The organism is uncultured Fibrobacter sp. (genome assembly GCF_947166265.1).
Lineage (GTDB): Bacteria > Fibrobacterota > Fibrobacteria > Fibrobacterales > Fibrobacteraceae > Fibrobacter.
The window spans coordinates 89,153-107,553 of sequence record NZ_CAMVDO010000010.1; the positions used below are offsets into that span (position 1 = coordinate 89,153).

An 18,401-nucleotide genomic window follows, 5' to 3' on the forward strand; every position below is an offset into this window, starting at 1 on the left:
ACTAGCGGGTGGTTTTTGTTATAAAAAAAATCCGGCCGAATTCTCGGTCGGATCTTTATAAAAGGCAGAACAATTAGACGTGCTTGACCTTGTTGTCGCCTTCGTCCCAATACTGGCCGTCGCATACAAACTTGTATTCGTAGTCGCCAGCGTCGAGAGTCACCTTGCCAGTCCAGAGACCAGTCTTCTTGTCCTTCTTGAGCATGTCCTTGTCGACAGCCCAGTTGTTGAAGGAACCAGCAACAGACACGGTCGTTGCGAGCGGGCAGTTGGCTTCGAACACAACCGTCACCTTCTTGGGAGCCTTGGAAGCTGCGGCCTTCTTGGCAGGAGCCTTCACGGCGGCTTTCTTTTCGGCAGCGGGCTTAGCTGCCTTAGCAGAAGCCTTTTCAGCTTTCGGAGCAACCTTTGCTGCAGACTTCTTTTCAGCAGCCGGCTTTGCAACCTTAGCAGCCTTTTCAGCCTTCACTGCAACCTTCTTTTCGGCAGCGGGCTTCGCTGCAGCCTTGGAAGCGCAAGCCTTAGAAGCGCACTTCTTGGCAGCGGGCTTTGCAACTACAGTCTTTGTACCTTTGGACATATTCATCTCCTTGCTTTGTTTTGACGCCAAAGATAGTAAAAAAAAAAGAAACCGTCTAGTTTTTCTATATTTGCACTATGCTCAAGCAAATCATCGCCCCAAGCGTTCTAAACGCAAACTTTCTCGAACTCGGTAACGGCCTCAAGGCCATCGAAAACGGAGGCGCAGGCCTCGTTCACCTCGACATCATGGACGGACACTTTGTCCCAAACATCAGTTTTGGCCCGGGCATTTCGGCCTGCGTCAAGAAAGGCACCAAGCTTCCGCTCGATTGCCACCTGATGATTGAACATCCTGAAAATTACGTGGGCGAATTTGCAAAGGCTGGAGCCTCCATTATCAGTGTGCACGCCGAAACCACGAACCATCTCGACCGCCTGCTGCACCAGATTGCAGAACTCGGCGTAAAGCCCGCCGTGGCCATCAACCCGGCAACCCCGCTCGAAAGCATCAAGTACGTACTCGACATCGTGGACATGGTCTTGATTATGTCGGTGAACCCGGGATTTGGCGGCCAGAGCCTGATTCCTTATTGCCTTGACAAGATTCGTGAACTTCGCCAGATGAAGCCGGAACTCGATATTCAGATTGACGGTGGCGTGAAACTCGACAACATCCTCGCCTGCAAGAAAGCGGGCGCAAACGTGTTCGTCGTCGGCTCGGCCATCTTTGGCAAGAGCGATCCCGAAGCCGTCTGCCGCGAATTCGTGACGCTCGTTAACGGCTAGTCACACCGTTTACACGGTAGCGTTTGTCGCCATCGCGAATAATCGCATTATGTCGCTCCCTCTGAACGAAGGGAGCGTTTTTCTTTTGGGCATCCACGCCAAATGAACCCGCCGAAAGATCGCGAACCGTAAGGCCCGTCGTCTTCACACTTTCATCGACATAGATCTTGCCCAAATAAACGGCAGGCTGTTCTTCGCCGCAGGACCCTATACCAGAAGGTACGCGGTTAGCGAACTCAATACCACCGATTTTCAGGTACACCTGGTAGCGTTTCTTGGACGCTTGCTTCACCTTAGCCTTTATCTCGATTTCATTATTCCCGTCGAACGTCATCACGGTATCGCCACCCGCAATCGAAATGGTTCGGCTATGAATGTTACGGGAATCGATATCATCCAAGTCATAATAAGTCGGCATGGGGCACATGTCCAAATCGCTACCTTCCAGGTCTTCCAAAACAGCAAGCCTTACCGGAGCCTTCCACGTCAAGTTACCGAAGCCCACATTCTGTATACGGAGCTTCGCACGCAGCATATTATCGTCGCCCACCGTATCACTCAGCCACGATTCTCGCAACACAAAGCGGTAACCCAAGTGGTCGTTGATGTACTTGAAGCCCGTAAGCGAATCGACCCGCGCCGGGTCGTAGTCGAAATCCTTCTGCTTAAAAAGCGTCGCCTTCCAGCTGTTAATCAGGTTGTAATTCCACTGGACATTCAGATAACTTGTATGCGTTCTGAATCCTTCGTACGCCAAGAACTCCGGCGTATTGATAACCTGGTAGCCGCTCGCCGTCGTAAGCGCCTCGCCGCCGTAAGGCGTATTGATGCCGTACTTTTCGAGCCATGCCACACCCTCTTCGCGACAAATCGAAGTATTGCAGTCCGCGCCCCAGGTGCCGTAATCGTACTGCGTTCCCAGATACCCGTCGTTGAACATTCCCACGCGGTACATGGTATCGCCCTTCGCCGCAGCGATTTCTTTGAATTTATCGCCGTCGATATTAAAATCCACACCCCAATTGTCGAAGCCCAAAACCTTCGCGGAATAGTTTCCCGTACGCGTCAGGATTTTCAACTCGGGCGGAGTATTTCGCAGCATCAGGTTCACAGCCTCAGCTACGCGGTCGTAAGTGATGTTCGTGTCGGAATGCATCTCGCCGTAGGCGCCGTGCATGCCCATCTCGAGCGCCACGATTACGTCGGTATTCTTCGAGAGCACGGGAGCGAGCTGTTCTACATGGCGCATTACCCACTTGTGTTCGGGTGTCACGTTGCTGCGCCCATTGTACCACGGGTCGTAACAGATACGCACAATCGCAAAGCCATGGTTCGCACGGATATTGTCAAACGTTGCCTGCAATACATTCAGGGCGTCTTCAGTGAGGTCCTGGTTCTTACCCCAGGTGGTATCCTTCTTGCCACCGGTCGTGTCGATTCCTAGCCAGGCATGACTGCTGAATTCCGAAATTTCAGCCCGCAGGTGCAGCAATTTACTAGACGGATTTTCAATCGGCTTACTGCCCGAGGGCTTGAGGTGCAACACCTGAGGCGTATAGAAACCACGGTCATAATTACCGAGCGTCGTCATCGCGTCGGTCGTATCGACATTCTGCCTTACAAGCCCCGCCGCAAAAAGCGGTACATGCAAAAGAGCAACAGCTATCGCCCAAGCAACAAATTTCTTCATGGAACCCCCATCATAAAAAAACGGACACAGCCTAAGCCATATCCGTAATATATATTTATTTAGAAGCCAGGGGGCAGGTTCAGACTTCAGGAATGGGAAAATACCTGTTACCTGAGACCTGTAACCTACTTACTGTAAATCGCTTCGAGCGCTGCGGCAAGGTACGCAAGAGGCGCATTCCAGTTAATGGCCACTTCGTTGGTCGCATAGCTGCAGCGGTTGTCGATATAGGCGAGGGCCGGCTTGTCGGCGGCGGCATAGTTCGGGCATTTCCAATTTTCCGTCCCGTCCAGGTTAATGTCCTGCTTTCCCAGGTGCGGGCCACCCACGAGCATTCCAGGCACCGGATCGTCCACCATATCCGATTCGCTCGGGCGGTGGTGCGGGTTACGCGGGCTACGGTAGCCAAAGCCCGTCACATAAGTCATATCCTGCGGGTTCTTGCCGAGCAAGTAATCGAGGCACTGCTGCGCTCCATCCACGTAGCTCTTGTCACCGGTAAGCAGGTAGGCATGCACCAGCACCATACCGTTATTCGCCATGGCACTATTGCTGCCCCAGTTCCAGCTCCACGGGAAAGCGGGCAGGCGATAGGCACTCGTATCCCCCACGGCCCTAAGGTTGTTCGCCTCGTCGAGCACCACCTTCTTCGCGGAGGCCACCAGATCCTTGTCAAAATCAGCAGAATCCAGCGCCACGCGGAAAGCGGCGAGCATGTTCACGTTTCCCCACCAGGCACCATCGGGCGTAAACGGATTATCCTTCAGGTCCTTCAGATAAGTTGCAGTCGTCTTTTCGGCTTTTGCACCCGCAGCAATCTTTGCACGGTAAAGTTCAGCCGCGGCCCAGCGGAATTCATCCTTGCCGTCTTCGCCATCGTGCATGTAATTGCCCGTCTGCACATCGGCAGGCTGCTTGTAGAACGCCTTCGGATTCTTCTTTGCCCAGCCATACGCCTTCTCGGATGCCTTGAGCATCTTGTCCGCATAAGCCTTGTCCACGTTACGGTACACGACACTCGCCTGCGCCATCACGGCCGCAAAGTCAAGCGTCGCCGTCACGTTCTTGAGAATCGCGTAACGCGGTGCATCATCCTTTTCAGGGAGTACGCTACCGCCAAACTTGAGCGTCGTCACCTTATGGTAAACGCCGCCGTCCTTGTCCTGCATCGTAAGCATCCAGTCAAGGTTATAGCGCACTTCTTCAAGAATCTCGGGATACTTCGCAAATTCGCGCGGAATGTTCCAGCGAAGCGAATCCAGGTACTTCGGGAAATTCTCGTAGGCCTGCAACAGCGTAAACACGGTAATGCCGGAATTCACGATATACTTGCCGTAGTCACCCGCATCGTACCAGCCGCGATCGGACTTGATCGTCTTACCGGCACCCTTGCCACCCGTCACCTTGTCGGAACCGTAGACAATCACGTGATCGTCCTTGTGGCCCATCGCACGCGCCCACTTGCCTGCATACTGCGGCGCAAGCGCCATGCTTGAACGCTGATAGTAGAACCACTTGAGGCTTGCCTTCACCAGATCGTCATAGACATTCTTTCCAACCACAATCGGGGTACCCACGTATTCGCCCCCACGGAACAGGCGGTACGTTCCCGGAGCCTTCACGGCCGAAATATCGAACGTCTGTACCTCTTCGCCACTGTAGTCCCAGTCGTAGACCATCGGAGCATCGAGCTTCAGCACGGTCTTTCCGTTCAAGTCGCGGACTTCGAGTCCGTTCGCATCACTACCGGGGTAAACGACAATCTTTTCGGCATCGGGCGCAAAACCCAGCTGGTTCACCAAAGGCCCTGCCACGGCGCTCACAGCCGTCAGGGAAGCCGCGGCAGAGGCTACCGCGCAAATTCTAGAAAAAACACTTTTTTGAATATTCATATCATGAATATACTTTAAAAAAAACGAGGGCGGAACCCGTCCGCCCCTTTTTTCCGTTTTCAGCAGGAAACAGCCCTATTCCTTGTCGCCAACGGAAAGTTTCGTGTCTCCCTTCGAAATGGAGAATCCCTTCTTGAGGGCAATCGCCGTAAGCGCAATAATCAGCACAATCAGCACCGCACAGCCGCTCGGCGATGTCAGCGCCACAATCGGGGACTCCTTTGCCTGTGCGTCCTGCACTTCGGCAATCAGGGAATCCTTCGACACTTCAAGCTTCTTAATCGTCGACTGATAATTCGCCACCTGCACCCGAAGCGACTCGTTATCCTTTTTCAGCACCTCGAGGTCCTTCGAAAAAGTCAGCGAATCCTTCTGCAGATTGGCAATCACCTTCTGGATGCTATCCTTATGTTCCTTGTACTTCTTGAACATTTCGGCTTTGGACATCTTGATATTAATGTCACTTGTCGAACTATCCGCCACCGCGTTTTGTATTTCCGGCATATTCACCTTCCAATTTTTGTTGATGTTGAAACTCTAAATCGTACCGTGCATTACTTCTTCTTTCCCCCCAGCAGCTGCGCAAGGAGCGAAAGAACAATGTCCAAAAGCGAAGTCGCCTTTTTCGAAGAAGACGGCGCGGGCTTTTTCACCTGGGTTTTCCGCTCCGGCTCCTTGGGCACGGCCGTTTCCGCAGGCTTTTCCTCGATTACAGTTTTTTCCTCAACCGTTTTCTCTTCCACCTTGGGAACTTCCGCCACATCCAGTTCCGGCGCCACGGCATCCACCTTCGACACATCGGAACTCGCCGCGGTCACATCTGCAGCGACCTCTTCCTTTTGCGGAAGCTCGTTGGAACATTTCGCGATTACCGCCTTGAGCGACGGCGTAAACGGCCAATCGAACTTGTCCTTGCGCACATTGGTATGGTAGAAAACGCCCCTAAACGATGTCGCCTCAGCGTTGCTTGCAAACGGCGCGTCATCGCTCTTGAAGTTCATCGGGATATCGTGTACCCGACCAAGGTACTTGATCAGCGCCGACACCGCCGCAACCTGGCTATCGGTCATCGAGGCATAATAGTCGTAGCCCCTATAATTCTGCTTGGAATAGAATTCCTCTTCGGACACCTTGCAGTAAATGTTGCCGTAGGCATCTACCAGGTTTTCGCCCGAAAGCTTTAACGGTCCGTAATTCGAAATCTCGATTCCAATAGACTGTTTCGACATGACGCCGTTTCCACCGATGGCGCTACTCCCCAGGTGGTAGCTCCATTCGCTATCGGGAAACATCTCGTAAATTCGGCCCGAACGGTCTACCACGTACGAAACCGAAACGCAGTTGTCCTTTGTCGAAAGGGACGCCACATCGGACTTGATGTAGCCCACCGTAAAGTGGAGACAAATGCTCTTCTTTACAGTCTTCGTCTTGTAGTAGTAAGTATTAAAATCAGGACGAATGGAATAAATCTTGATACCGCCACCGATATCCGTTGTCGCTGTAAGTTTGTACTTGACCCCTGCCGAATTCGTCAGATCCTTAAAGAACTCGTCCTCTTTTTTCTTAATGGATTCCGGTCTCATACTTTGTTCTCCTTCTTATGAATAAAATACAATATAGATATTTTATCTTATTTTCAATACCTTCATAACAAAGTTTTACATACAAAAAAAATAAAAACCGCAGTTCAGACTCGCTGCGGCTTTTCATTTTAAAGGCTGTAAGCTATTAGCCCTTTTTGCTTCTGTGGCTATTCTTAATCCATTCGGTCTTGTGGACTTCCGGGATATCGTCAAGCAAGCGAAGCGTGTGCGGTTCGTTCGTGTTGTCGAGCACTTCAGCAGGAGTACCCTGGTTCACGATCTTACCGTCGTGCATAATGAAGATACGGTCAGAAACGTAGTTTGCAAGACCGATATCGTGGGTCACGAACACCACGGTCATCTTCAGCTCGTCTTTCAACTTGCGGAGGTAATCGAGGATGTTTGCACGCACGCAGGCGTCCACCATGGAGGTAGCTTCGTCAGCGATCAGCACCTTCGGACGGAGCGCGAAGATACGGGCGAGGAGCATACGCTGCATCTGGCCACCGGAAAGTTCGAACGGATACTTGCCTTCGATATCGGCAGGAGTCACGTTCACAGCCATCAGGCCTTCGTCCACGCGGCGGCGGACTTCTTCCTTGCTGGGCTTGTCCTTCAAGATGTTCAGGGCGTCTTCGAGCTGGCTACGAATAGTAAAGAACTGGTTGAAGCAGCCGAACGGGTCCTGGAACACGGACTGCACTTCGTTCCAGTGGTCCTTCAGGTTCTTGATAGGCTTGTCGCGGTACAGGAACTGGCCACGAGTCGGCTTGTAGAGGCCGAGCATGATCTTTGCGAGTACGGACTTGCCGCAACCCGAGCCACCCACGATAGAGATGAATTCTTCATCGTAGATATCGAAGGACACGTCCTTCACTGCGGTTTTCAGGCTCTTGCCCGCACCAAAGTCCTTGCTGATGCGATTGGCGGAAAAAACAACGGGTTTATCAGACAGCATAATCGCACCTCACTTGACGGTCGCCTACAATGCGGATGTTCTGGGTATTCTTCTTGCAGTCGGGGCATGCCTTCTTGCAACGGGGTGCAAAGCGGCAACCCACGATCTTGTTCTTGAGGCTCGGAGGAGCACCTTCGATAGCCACCGGATGACGGGTACGCTGAGAAGCTTCGGTAGAAAGCATAGCGCCCATCAGAGCCTGCGTGTAGGGGTGACGCGGATCCTTCACCACCTGCTCCGCCGTACCGTATTCCACGATTTCGCCGGCGTACATAATGGCGATGTTGTCGGCCACGTGGTACAGGAGCGGAAGTTCGTGGGTAATGAAGATCATCGTCGAGAAGATGCCCTTGTCAAGAAGATCGAAAATCATCTTGATCACTTCCTTCTGGGTAGAAACGTCCAGAGCGGAAGTCGGTTCGTCGGCAATCACCATCTGCGGGTTCAGAAGCGTAGAAATACCGATCACGGAACGCTGGCGTTCGCCGGCGGTCAGCTGAATCGGGTAGGAGTTCAGCACGCGCTTGGTGTCCATTCCGAACAGGTCGAAACGTTCGCAAAGGCGGTCGTAGATTTCCTTGTGGTCAAGCTTCTTGCCGGGTTCCTGGTGAGCGGCAATCACGTCGGCTGCGATATCCTTGATCTTACGCACTGGGTTCAGCGCATTGAACGCACCCTGCGGAATCATGGACACCTTCTGAGCGAGGACGTTTGCACGCACATCTTCAATCTTGCGGTTCATCAGCGATTCCATCTTGTCACCCACGCGCACACGCACGTCACCCTTTTCAGGGAAAAGCGGCGGAATGCACATACCCATAAGGCCAGACACCAAGGTAGACTTACCGCAACCGGATTCACCTGCAATACCGAGGATTTCGCCCTGCTTCATGGAGAAGGACACGTCCGTCACGGCATGAGTCTTGTCGCCGAAACGGCCAAGGTAATAGAGGCCGAGATTTTCTACTTCAAATACATTTTCAGACATTTCGTTACCTCTTATTTGCGCAGACGCGGGTTGAAGACGCCTTCCATAGACGTGTTGATGAGGTAAAGGGCAAACACCGTAAGGGTCACCACGAGGGTCGCCGGAATAAAGGCAATCCAGATGGAGTCGGCCAGAGCGCCGTTGTCCTTCGCCTGGTTCAGGATGATACCGAGGCTAGTCGTATCGACAGGGCCAAGGCCGATCATGGAGATGGAAGCTTCGGAAAGAATGCCCGAACCCACCTGCATGATGAACACCATGAACACGTAAGAAAGCAAGTACGGAAGCACATGCTTCAAGACAATCGTGAGAGTCGATGCACCGTTGATACGTGCAAGGGCGATATGGTCGCGGCTACGCAGCGAAGACGCCTGGGCACGCACGGCACGGGCAGACCAGCTCCATGCGGTAAGGCCAATGATAAGGCCAATCAGCGTAAGAGAACGGCCATCCTTCACAGCAGAGCTGATAAGCACGAGAATCACGAACTGCGGAATCACGATGAAGAGGTTCGTGAACATGTTCAGCACTTCGTCGATCCAGCCGCCACGGAAACCGCCGAACAGACCGATAAGCACACCGATCGTCGTTGCGATGATACCGGCCACAAAGCCCACGTACAGGGAGCTACGGAGGCCAGCGATCAAGAGCGACACGTAGTCACGGCCGAGGTGGTCGGTACCGAGCAGGTGTTCGCCACTGGAACCGGCATACGGGCCAGCGAGAATATCACGGGCGTGAGTATCGACGCTGTAGAAGAGAGGTCCAAAAATCGCGATCAAGAGCGTAAGCACAAAGATCGAGATACCGATCACAAACATCGGGGACTTGAGAAGGTTTCTTAAAAGCTTAATCATAATTACTTACCTCCCATTTGGAGACCGGCCTTCACGCGCGGATCGAACACGGCGATGAGCACGTCAACGGCATAGTTGGCGACGAGTACGCAGGTCGAAATCATGAGCGTACAACCCTGAATCGTTGCGTAGTCGTTCTTCTGGATGGCGTTGAGCATAGCCATACCGAGACCCGGATAAGAGAAGATCATTTCGGTAATGAGTGCGCCACCCACCATGGCGCCCAGGGACTGGGCAAGACCGGTGAGCTGCGGAAGCATAGCGTTACGGAACACGTAGCTGATGATCTTTCCTTCACGGAGACCGAGCCACTTGGCGTACTTCATGTAATCAGTACCGAGTTCATAAATCGACATGGAGCGCATACCCGTTGCCTGACCCGACAAAAGAATCGGGAAGCAGCTGAAGAACGGGAGGATGTAGTACCAAGCAACGCTCTTGATGCAGGTCCAGGAGAAGGTGAGTTCCGGAATGTCGGAGCTATAAGCACCCATGGCCGGGAACCAACCGAGAGTGATAGAGAACATAGCCACCAGGAGCATACCGAACACGAAGTAAGGCACACCGTTCAGGAACATGGCACAGGGGAAGAACACCTTGTCGAAAATGCCGCGCTTGTAGGCAGCGAAAGCACCGAGCAGGTTACCGATAATCCAGCCGAGCAAAATCGTCGGAGCCTGGATAAGGAGCGTCCACGGGAGAGACTTCTTGATGACGTTCGTCACCGGTTCGTTGTTCTGGTAGGAAAGACCGAGGTCACCCTTGAACACGTTGCCGATGTAGCGCAGGAACTGGGAGAAAGCGGAAGAAAGCTTCGGGTCGGTCTTGAACACCGGTTCTTCAACCATCACGGTGTCCTGGCGTTCGGCCTGAACCTTTTCCATAACGGCCACACGTTCGACCTTAGCAGTCTTCTTCTTGCCCTTGCCGACCATCACGGGATTGCCCTTCTTGTCAAGCACAGGCTTTTCTTCGAACACGGGCTTACCGTCGGCGTCCACCTTCTGGCGTTCCACCATCTTCGGAGTACCGTCTTCGTTGACTTCCTTCACGGTCGTCAACACCGGATTACCGGCGTCGTCAAGCTTCACGACCTTATGGGTCACCATTTTGCCGTTTTCGTCGACTTCCGGTTCATAAATCACGTTGCCCTGGTCATCAAGTTCGGCCATACCGAAGGACACCAGGAGTTCGGCTTTCTTCTTCTGAGCTTCAGTCGGAGAAAGGCCCTTACCGGCCTGACCCATAATAATGTCGACCGGGTTGTTGTCGCCAAGACGCGGCAAGGCGAAGTTCAATGCCACTGCAAAAACGAAGGTCAGGAGATACCAGAACCCCTTCTGCAGGACATAGCGTAGCATAGGATATTGTTTAAGCATTTGTATTCCTTTAACCTTTATTTAGCAAGCTTTAAGTTCCAGAGGATCTTGGTGCCCGAAGCCACCCACGGAAGCTGAGCCGGAGCGTACGGATTTTCGGCGGTGGGCCAGTTCGTCCACACGCGGTCGCTAAATTCGTAGAACTGTTCAGGCAGGTAAACCAGCGGAATAGAGGGCTGGTCTTCCATGAAGATCTTGTTGAGTTCGCGGTAGGCCTTCGCGATTTCCACGGAGTCCGTCATCAGAGGAATTGCAGACAAAAGCTGATCCACTTCGGGGCGGAAACCTTCGGAACCCGGCTGGTTGTAACGGCCGATGTTCACGCCGGCCCAGGCACCAAGCGGCTGCCAGTCGCGGCTAGCCATGATTTCGTTGAAACGGCTCCACGGAAGCGACGGAGTCACGTCTGCAACGGGCTTGTGCATCACGAGGTCAAAGTTACCGAGGCCCATGGCCGGCCAGTAGGAACCGCCATCCACGAAACCTTCGCGGATATCGATACCGGCCTTGCGCATCCCTTCGACAGCGATCGTCACCATGGCTTCCCAGTCGGTCCAGCCGTTCGGGCTAGTGATGTAGAGAGTCGGGAGACGTTCGCCCTTGGCATTTTCCATGTGGTCTAGGGTACCGTCGTCGTTGAACACGGACTTGAAGCCCGCTTCGGAAAGAATCTGCTTGACCGCGGCAAGACGTTCAGCCTCGTCGTTAATGCCGAGATTCACGCCATACTTGTCGAGATCTTCGTCGACAATGTACTTGCCCTCGAGGTCCGTCGGCATGATAAGACCAGCCTTCAAGGTCGAAGTATAGTTGGAAACGGCGAACTGGCGGAGCGCGTTGTAGTCGATGGCAGTAGCCAGAGCGCGACGGAAACGCTTGTCGTTCAGGGGTTCCTTAAGAGTGTTGATCACGAGCATGGGCATTGCACCCGGACGGAAGTAAGGCGGTTCGTTCCACCAGGTGTGGACGCCGGCCTTAGCCTTACGGGCAATACGCGGAATGAAGCTCTGGGAGGCATCGAGGTTGCCTTCACGCATAGCGATCGTATTGTGTTCGTTGTTCTTGTAAATCGGGTGAACAATGAACTTCGGAGCGGGGAGCTGACCGTCGTGGAGAGCGGCGTTGCCCCAGTAGTCGTCGCGGCGTTCCAGAATAATCTTGTTCGGGTCGGCACTGCGCAGATTGTACGGGCCGGACACCACCGGGTTCTGATCCATCGGGAGCTTCTTCGTTTCGTCGAGGCCCTTTTCCTTGATCAGCGGTTCAAACACATGAGACGGAGCGATACGGGTCGCCTGCAACATGTCGCGCACCGTAAGCGGGTTGTTACGCTTGTCCTTTGCGACCATGAACGAAAGACGTTCGGTTGCAACCCCGTCGCCCTTCTTGAGGGTGTCGATATGGATTGCCGAAATCTGTTCGGTAGAGTTGATGGAGCCACGCAGGAACATGAAGGTCACGTCGGTAGAAGTCACCGGCTTGCCGTCGCTCCACTTGGCTGCGGGGTTCAAGTCCACAACGATACTGTCGTTGTTGGAAAGTTCCTCAACCAAAGTACCCAGAAGGGGTTCGATCTTACCGTTCAGGGAGTTATAGGTAATGAGCGGTTCGTACATCAGGTTGAAGCGTCCGCCCACCGGCCAGGAAGCCATCCAGCTTTCCGCCAAGGGGTTGAAAGAACCCGGGGCGTCGTTCTGCTGGCCCGACAAGTATAGCGTCTGTTGACGGGGAAGCGCACCACCCTGTGCCGAGTCCGAAGATGCGTCGCCACATCCGGACAGGAGCGCACCGGATGCCGAGAGCGCAAGCGCCGTCCTGGCAATCGATTTCAATCCAATCATTTGTGTCCTCTTTTTATAGCTATAAAAAGCTTAATGTGAAAAAATTCTCTCGTAATATAGATTTAAATAAAAAAATTGTTCGACGCTTTTCAGAAAAATGTGTTTACAAACGTGAATCTTTCTCAAGCGTAAATAAAAATAAACGAAGACGTAAATTCTAGAAAACATTTGTACTAAATCAAGGCATGAGAAAACCCCGGTTCAAGGAACCGGGGACAAATTGCAAGCCCTGTTTACATCGACTAGAACGTAAAGAAGATACCCGCACGCGGTGTAATGTTGATACCCGTGAACTGGTAGCTGATCACCCAGCTATCATCGTCGTCGTAGCCGTATTCAATGGAGAATGCTCCCAAGCCAACCATATTGGTGGTAACATCGACGCCCGCCGTGACACCGAAATTACTCGTTACCTGATAGGCAAGAACAACATTTCCGCCAAGCAGCAAGTCGATGTAATTTGCGGACGCCTCGTATGCATACGTGGACCGGCTATAGGAATAGCTGCGACTGTACACGTCATAGTCCTCTTCTTCTTCAACATCGAATCTTGAATGACCTTCTTCTTCAAGAATCTTGACGTCGAAACCCAAGATAATATGCATCGCCAAGATAAAATCTCCAGCCACCGGAGCAAAGCCCCAGCCCGCCTTGAGATTGAAATCGAAACCGCTAATATCCCACTGGTCTTCAACACTCACGTTATTGTAACCGAAACCCAGTCCGAAAGTAGACGAATAACCGTTCTGAGCAACCTTTATGCGGTTCCACAGGAATTCAAAACCGTACGAAGACATGTCCGCGCGACCGTGTCCAATCTTCCATTCCTCGCTTTCGATCGGAAGAGCAAAGTTCAGAGTCTGCAGGACCTTCACATCCTTAGCAGCTACAGGATTGTACGTCCCCTGCGGCGGAGGATTGTTATACCCCTGACTATACACACTACCCTGATAGCCCTGCTGCGGGCCATTGTTGTAGCCGTTGTTCTGGTAACCCTGTTGCGGGCCGTTGTTGTAGCCCTGGTTATAACCGTTATTCTGGTAACCCTGCTGAGGACCGTTGTTGTAGCCCTGGTTATAGCCGTTGTTCTGGTAACCCTGCTGAGGACCGTTATTATAGCCCTGATTATAGCCGTTATCCTGATACCCCTGTTGCGGGCCATTATTGTAGCCCTGACTGTAACCGTTGTTCTGATAACCCTGCTGAGGACCGTTATTGTAACCCTGGCTATAAGCGTTATCTACATATCCAGAATTATCGTACTGCGCATAAGAAATTCCCGCTGCAATCAATGTCGCAAACAAGAACTTTGCACCAGCCATTTTAAAAGCGTTCTTCATTTTAATTCTCCCGCAAAATTGCGAAACCTATTTTATAGACAAATTTAATAATTTTTTCTTGTAACTAAAGACCGAACTGCACAAACAAGCCACCGCCGGGTTCCCGCAGGTTTATCGCCGGAGTCACGCGAAGTTTATACCGCTCCGCCTTATCTAGGTAGCGCTGACCTTGTTCCTTTTGCTCTGACGAGCCAGAAAAATCAGAAACACCCCACATAAAAGTAACAGGGACAAGAGTGACTAGTGTTCCTATGCCAAAAATTCGTCCCGCTATAGCCGTTCCCAAATGGTCATAATCGACAACGAATGTCAGCGTCACTCCCAAAGCAGCAAACACCGCTGATAAACCAACAAGTTGCCATCCTTCACGGAATCTTCTTGATGAGTATTCCTGGCAGCTATTGCTCCAGCCGCGATATATATCCGCACTATCCGGGCTAGGAACGTTTCCGTATACCAATGACAGAAGTGAGTCTTGCGGAAGATTCTTGTCGATCAGGGAATCCTGCTTAATCCACTCGGACCGGCATCCACGAGAGATAACTATAGCTGAATGCGGATGTTCAATGCCCATGTTTATCACTTGAACCGTATCCGAGGTCGCCATTCCATAAGAAACAGGAATCGCAAACGACCACCCGCAAAGCAGCACTATAAACAGCAGAATATGTTTCAAGCAGAACATTACTGACAAAATATAAAATTCGTGCAAGCGTTCTGTACCGAACGCATGAAGGAAGGGAGATCCCCGCCTTCGCGGGGATGACGATTCGGGCGAGCGGTATATAAAAAAAGCCCCTTCCACTGTTTACAGTGAAAGGGGCGTGAATCCAGCGGCGACCTACTCTCCCGGGCCCGTGGGCCAGGTACCATCGGCGATGAGGGGCTTGACTTCCGTGTTCGGAAAGGGAACGGGTATGACCCCCTCTCGGTAACCGCTGAAACAATATCGAGGGCGACAACTGTCTGCCGAAAAAGTCTTGGCTTGCACAGGTCCTGAAGCCTGGCGGGTCCGGGCTGCTCACGCAACTGTCGAACCAAATCGTTGAAAAGAAGGAAAAAGCTCTACCGGGCTATTAGTACCGCTCGGCTCAACGTGTCGCCACGCTCACACCTGCGGCCTATCGACGTCGTAGTCTACGACGGCCCTACATGGGGTTGCCCCCGCGAGACCTGATCTTGGGAACGGCTTCACGCTTAGATGCCTTCAGCGTTTCTCCGATCCGAACACGGCTACCCGGCAATGCCACTGGCGTGACAGCCGGTACACCGGAGGTACGTCCGTCCCGGTCCTCTCGTACTAAGGACAGCTTCCCTCAAGTCTCGAACGCCCACACCGGATAGGGACCGAACTGTCTCACGACGTTCTGAACCCAGCTCGCGTGCCGCTTTAATTGGCGAACAGCCAAACCCTTGGGACCTTCTCCAGCCCCAGGATGCGACGAGCCGACATCGAGGTGCCAAACCTCCCCGTCGCTATGAACGCTTGGGGGAGATCAGCCTGTTATCCCCAGAGTACCTTTTATCCATTGAGCAACGGCCTTTCCACGCTGTACCGCGGGATCACTAAGCCCTACTTTCGTACCTGCCCGGCGTGTCCGCCTCGCAGTCAAGCTCCCTTATGCCTTTATGCTCTTCGCGCGATTGCCGACCGCGCTGAGGGAACCGTTGGATGCCTCCGTTACCTTTTAGGAGGCGACCGCCCCAGTCAAACTGACCATCAGACACGGTCCCTGTCCCGGATGACGGGACGAGGTTAGATCTCAAAGCGCGCAAGGGTGGTATTTCAAGGGCGGCTCCGCGACGACTGGCGTCGCCGTTTCAAAGCCTCCCACCTATCCTACACATGCCAGTCCTAAAACCAGTGTCAAAATACAGTGAAGGTTCATGGGGTCTTTCCGTCCAGGTGCGGGTTGCCGGCATCTTCACCGGCACTGCAATTTCGCCGAGTCCCGGGAGGAGACAGTGCAGAAGTCGTTACACGATTCGTGCAGGTCGGAACTTACCCGACAAGGAATTTCGCTACCTTAGGACCGTTATAGTTACGGCCGCCGTTTACCGGGGCTTCGATTCAGGGCTTCGCTTGCGCTGACCCCTCCTGTTAACCTTCCGGCACCGGGCACGTGTCAGACCATATACGTCCACTTGCGTGTTAGCATGGCCCTGTGTTTTTGGTAAACAGTCGCTTCTGCCGTTTCCCTGCGACCTCCAGAAGCTCCGCGCTGTTCACGCTCACCACCGGAGGCTCCCCTTATCCCGAAGTTACGGGGTTAATTTGCCGAGTTCCTTCTCCCGAGTTGTCTCGAGCACCTTAGGCTATTCGCCTCGTCCACCTGTGTCGGTTTACGGTACGGGCCCACATTCGCTCCCTTAGGGGGTTTTCCTGGCACGGGCCCACGCGACTCCCACTCCGGCCGAAGCCTTCGTAGGGTCCGGTACCTGGGGCATGTATCGGGGGGATTTGCCGCCCCGAAGCCTTGCATACCATCCGCGGCATCCGTCAGCCGCTACGCGCTGTCCCATGCGTCGCCCCGTCGGTAGTGACGCTTACTGTGGGGTTCCGGAATGTTGACCGGATTGTCATCGGCTACGCCTCTCGGCCTCGTCTTAGATCCCGACTGACCCCGGGAGGATTATCCTTGCCCGGGAACCCTTGGACTTACGGTGTGCGGGTTTTTCACCCGCATTTTCGCATACTCATGCCAGCATTCTCGTTTCCGGTACCTCCAGCGGGCATCGCCACCCGCCTTCCCAGGCCTGCGGAACGCTCTCCTACCACTCCATTGCTGGAGTCCATGACTTCGGTGATGTGCTTAGTCCCGATCATTTTCGGCGCGGGGTCGCTTGACCAGTGAGCTATTACGCTTTCTTTAAAGGATAGCTGCTTCTAAGCTAACCTCCTGGCTGTCTGTGCAACCCCACATCCTTTTCCACTCAGCACGTACTTGGGGACGCTTAGTCGATGGTCCGGGTTGTTTCCCTTTCGTCCGCTGATCTTATCACCCGCGGGCTGTCTGCCATGCATCACGTTCACGGTATTCGGAGTTTGATAGGGTTTGGTAAGCGGGTGTGCCCCCTAGTCCTTCCAGTGCTCTACCCCCGTGAAGCTATTCATGACGCCATACCTAAATATGTTTCGGAGAGAACAAGCTATCGCCCAGTTTGATTGGCCTTTCACCCCTACCCACAGCTCATCCGGACACGTTTCAATGTATATCGGTTCGGCCCTCCACGGAATGTTACTTCCGCTTCAGCCTGGCCATGGGTAGATCACTAAGGCTTCGTGTCTGCCGTGTACGACTGGTCGCCCAGTTGAGACTCGCTTTCGCTTCGGCTCCGCGCCTGAGGCGCTTAACCTCGCCGTACGCGAGCAACTCGCTGGCTCATTAAACAAAAGGCACGCCGTCAGGAGGATGAATCCTCCCTCCGACAGAATGTATGCACGCGGTTTCAGGCGCTCTTTCACTCCCCTCTCGGGGTGCTTTTCACCTTTCCCTCACGGTACTGTGCACTATCGGTCATCCGCTCGTATTTAGCCTTGGAGGGTGGTCCCCCCGTCTTCAGGCAGGATTTCACGTGTCCCGCCCTACTCTTCGACGGACATCAGATTCCAGATGGCTACAGGCCTGTCACCTGCTGTGGGGGGGCTTTCCATCCCGCTTCGCTCTCCGTCCAAAGTGCGCTGGTCATCTGGGCTCCTCCCCTTTCGCTCACCACTACTGAGGGAATCTCGGTTGATTTCTTTTCCTCCGGGTACTGAGATGTTTCAGTTCCCCGGGTTAGCCTCCGCTCGACTATGTATTCATCGAGAGGATACGCAAATGCGTGGGTTTCCCCATTCGGATCCGCGGTAGTCAAAGGCCCTTTGCGCCTCGTACCGCACTTTCGGGGCTTGGCCCGTCCTTCGTCGCCGGCTGATGCCAAGGCATCCCCCGCGTGCATTCCTTCGCTTAAATCCTGTTTTCCAGCGATTCAGCTCGATCTATTGCTGCATGAGCAGCTCGAATCCACCATTTGATTCTTGGTGCTTCAAGTCACTCTGTGCTTGTTGCTTTTTCGTATGTTGTCGCCAAAGTTTTCAATCTGCCATCCATCTCTCGAATGGACTTTCCTGCGCCCGGGGGCGCCTTCCTGGAGCTAAGGAGACTCGAACTCCTAACATCCAGCTTGCAAAGCTGGCGCTCTACCAGTTGAGCTATAACCCCGACAGGTATGGGCCTGAATGGACTTGAACCATTGACCCCCGCCTTATCAGAGCGGTGCTCTAACCAGCTGAGCTACAGACCCGGGCCCTAAAGGAACCGGAGATGTGCTTCATGTGACGGTCTCGTCTTGAACGTAAGTAACAGGTGGTCGAACATTCCGTTCGATGTTTACTCCTTAAAGGAGGTAATCCAGCCGCACCTTCCGGTACGGCTACCTTGTTACGACTTAGCCCCAGTCAGAGGTCTCGCTTTAGGCGCTGGCCCCCCTTGCGGGTCGGCATCGCGACTTTGAGCGCTCCCTCCTTCCATGGCTTGACGGGCGGTGTGTACAAGGCCCGGGAACGTATTCACCGTGGTGTG

General features: G+C 53.4%; 13 protein-coding genes, 2 tRNA genes and 3 rRNA genes. 1 reads left to right on the top strand and 17 read right to left on the bottom strand.

Features of this window, described 5'->3' with window-relative positions; genetic code table 11:
• Positions 1-73 precede the first annotated feature (73 nt).
• Positions 74-580 (bottom strand): glycogen-binding domain-containing protein, encoded by a 507-nt coding sequence (locus Q0W37_RS07215; RefSeq protein WP_297700171.1) that lies wholly within the window; start codon positions 578-580, stop codon positions 74-76.
• A 77-nt stretch (positions 581-657) separates the two neighbouring features.
• On the opposite strand from Q0W37_RS07215, the gene rpe reads away from it, so the two are divergent.
• Positions 658-1,308: a ribulose-phosphate 3-epimerase gene (rpe, locus tag Q0W37_RS07220; protein WP_297700173.1), complete on the top strand. Its 651-nt coding sequence runs from the start codon at positions 658-660 to the stop codon at positions 1,306-1,308.
• Here rpe and Q0W37_RS07225 read toward each other — a convergent pair.
• The 16 genes from Q0W37_RS07225 to Q0W37_RS07300 form a co-directional block, all read right to left on the bottom strand.
• On the bottom strand, positions 1,298-2,998 hold the full coding sequence (locus tag Q0W37_RS07225) for a DUF4832 domain-containing protein (protein ID WP_297700175.1): 1,701 nt from the start codon (positions 2,996-2,998) through the stop codon (positions 1,298-1,300). The two genes, rpe and Q0W37_RS07225, sit on opposite strands and share 11 nt — an antisense overlap.
• A gap of 125 nt (positions 2,999-3,123) precedes the next feature.
• On the bottom strand, positions 3,124-4,890 hold the full coding sequence (locus Q0W37_RS07230) for a glycoside hydrolase family 9 protein (protein WP_297700177.1): 1,767 nt from the start codon (positions 4,888-4,890) through the stop codon (positions 3,124-3,126).
• Positions 4,891-4,965: 75 nt separating this feature from the next.
• Positions 4,966-5,394 carry a hypothetical protein gene (locus tag Q0W37_RS07235; protein WP_297700179.1) on the bottom strand — a complete coding sequence of 143 codons (429 nt, stop codon included), beginning with the start codon at positions 5,392-5,394 and terminating at the stop codon, positions 4,966-4,968.
• 50 nt (positions 5,395-5,444) lie between these two features.
• A complete protein-coding gene (locus Q0W37_RS07240) occupies positions 5,445-6,473 on the bottom strand; it encodes an N-acetylmuramoyl-L-alanine amidase (protein WP_297700181.1) in 1,029 nt (342 codons plus the stop codon).
• A 145-nt stretch (positions 6,474-6,618) separates the two neighbouring features.
• On the bottom strand, positions 6,619-7,431 hold the full coding sequence (locus Q0W37_RS07245) for a dipeptide/oligopeptide/nickel ABC transporter ATP-binding protein (RefSeq protein ID WP_297700183.1): 813 nt from the start codon (positions 7,429-7,431) through the stop codon (positions 6,619-6,621).
• A complete protein-coding gene (locus Q0W37_RS07250) occupies positions 7,421-8,419 on the bottom strand; it encodes an ABC transporter ATP-binding protein (protein ID WP_297700185.1) in 999 nt (332 codons plus the stop codon). Before Q0W37_RS07250 ends, Q0W37_RS07245 begins: the two co-directional genes overlap by 11 nt.
• 11 nt (positions 8,420-8,430) lie before the next feature.
• Complete coding sequence (locus Q0W37_RS07255) at positions 8,431-9,276, bottom strand: ABC transporter permease (RefSeq protein ID WP_297700187.1); 846 nt, start codon at positions 9,274-9,276, stop codon at positions 8,431-8,433.
• 2 nt (positions 9,277-9,278) lie between these two features.
• Positions 9,279-10,655 carry an ABC transporter permease gene (locus Q0W37_RS07260; protein ID WP_297700189.1) on the bottom strand — a complete coding sequence of 459 codons (1,377 nt, stop codon included), beginning with the start codon at positions 10,653-10,655 and terminating at the stop codon, positions 9,279-9,281.
• Positions 10,656-10,672: 17 nt separating this feature from the next.
• Positions 10,673-12,496 (bottom strand): ABC transporter substrate-binding protein, encoded by a 1,824-nt coding sequence (locus Q0W37_RS07265; protein WP_297700191.1) that lies wholly within the window; start codon positions 12,494-12,496, stop codon positions 10,673-10,675.
• A 242-nt stretch (positions 12,497-12,738) separates the two neighbouring features.
• The gene (locus Q0W37_RS07270; RefSeq protein ID WP_297700193.1) at positions 12,739-13,836 is read right to left on the bottom strand and encodes a hypothetical protein; all 1,098 of its coding nucleotides are present in this window, start codon (positions 13,834-13,836) and stop codon (positions 12,739-12,741) included.
• A 64-nt stretch (positions 13,837-13,900) separates the two neighbouring features.
• Complete coding sequence (locus Q0W37_RS07275; RefSeq protein WP_297700195.1) at positions 13,901-14,512, bottom strand: hypothetical protein; 612 nt, start codon at positions 14,510-14,512, stop codon at positions 13,901-13,903.
• A 152-nt stretch (positions 14,513-14,664) separates the two neighbouring features.
• Positions 14,665-14,779, bottom strand: a 5S ribosomal RNA gene (gene rrf / locus Q0W37_RS07280).
• A 111-nt stretch (positions 14,780-14,890) separates the two neighbouring features.
• Positions 14,891-17,792, bottom strand: a 23S ribosomal RNA gene (locus Q0W37_RS07285).
• A gap of 176 nt (positions 17,793-17,968) precedes the next feature.
• Positions 17,969-18,041, bottom strand: a tRNA-Ala gene (locus Q0W37_RS07290).
• A gap of 8 nt (positions 18,042-18,049) precedes the next feature.
• Positions 18,050-18,123, bottom strand: a tRNA-Ile gene (locus tag Q0W37_RS07295).
• Positions 18,124-18,218: 95 nt separating this feature from the next.
• Positions 18,219-18,401: ribosomal RNA gene (locus tag Q0W37_RS07300) — 16S ribosomal RNA — on the bottom strand; the annotation flags it as partial.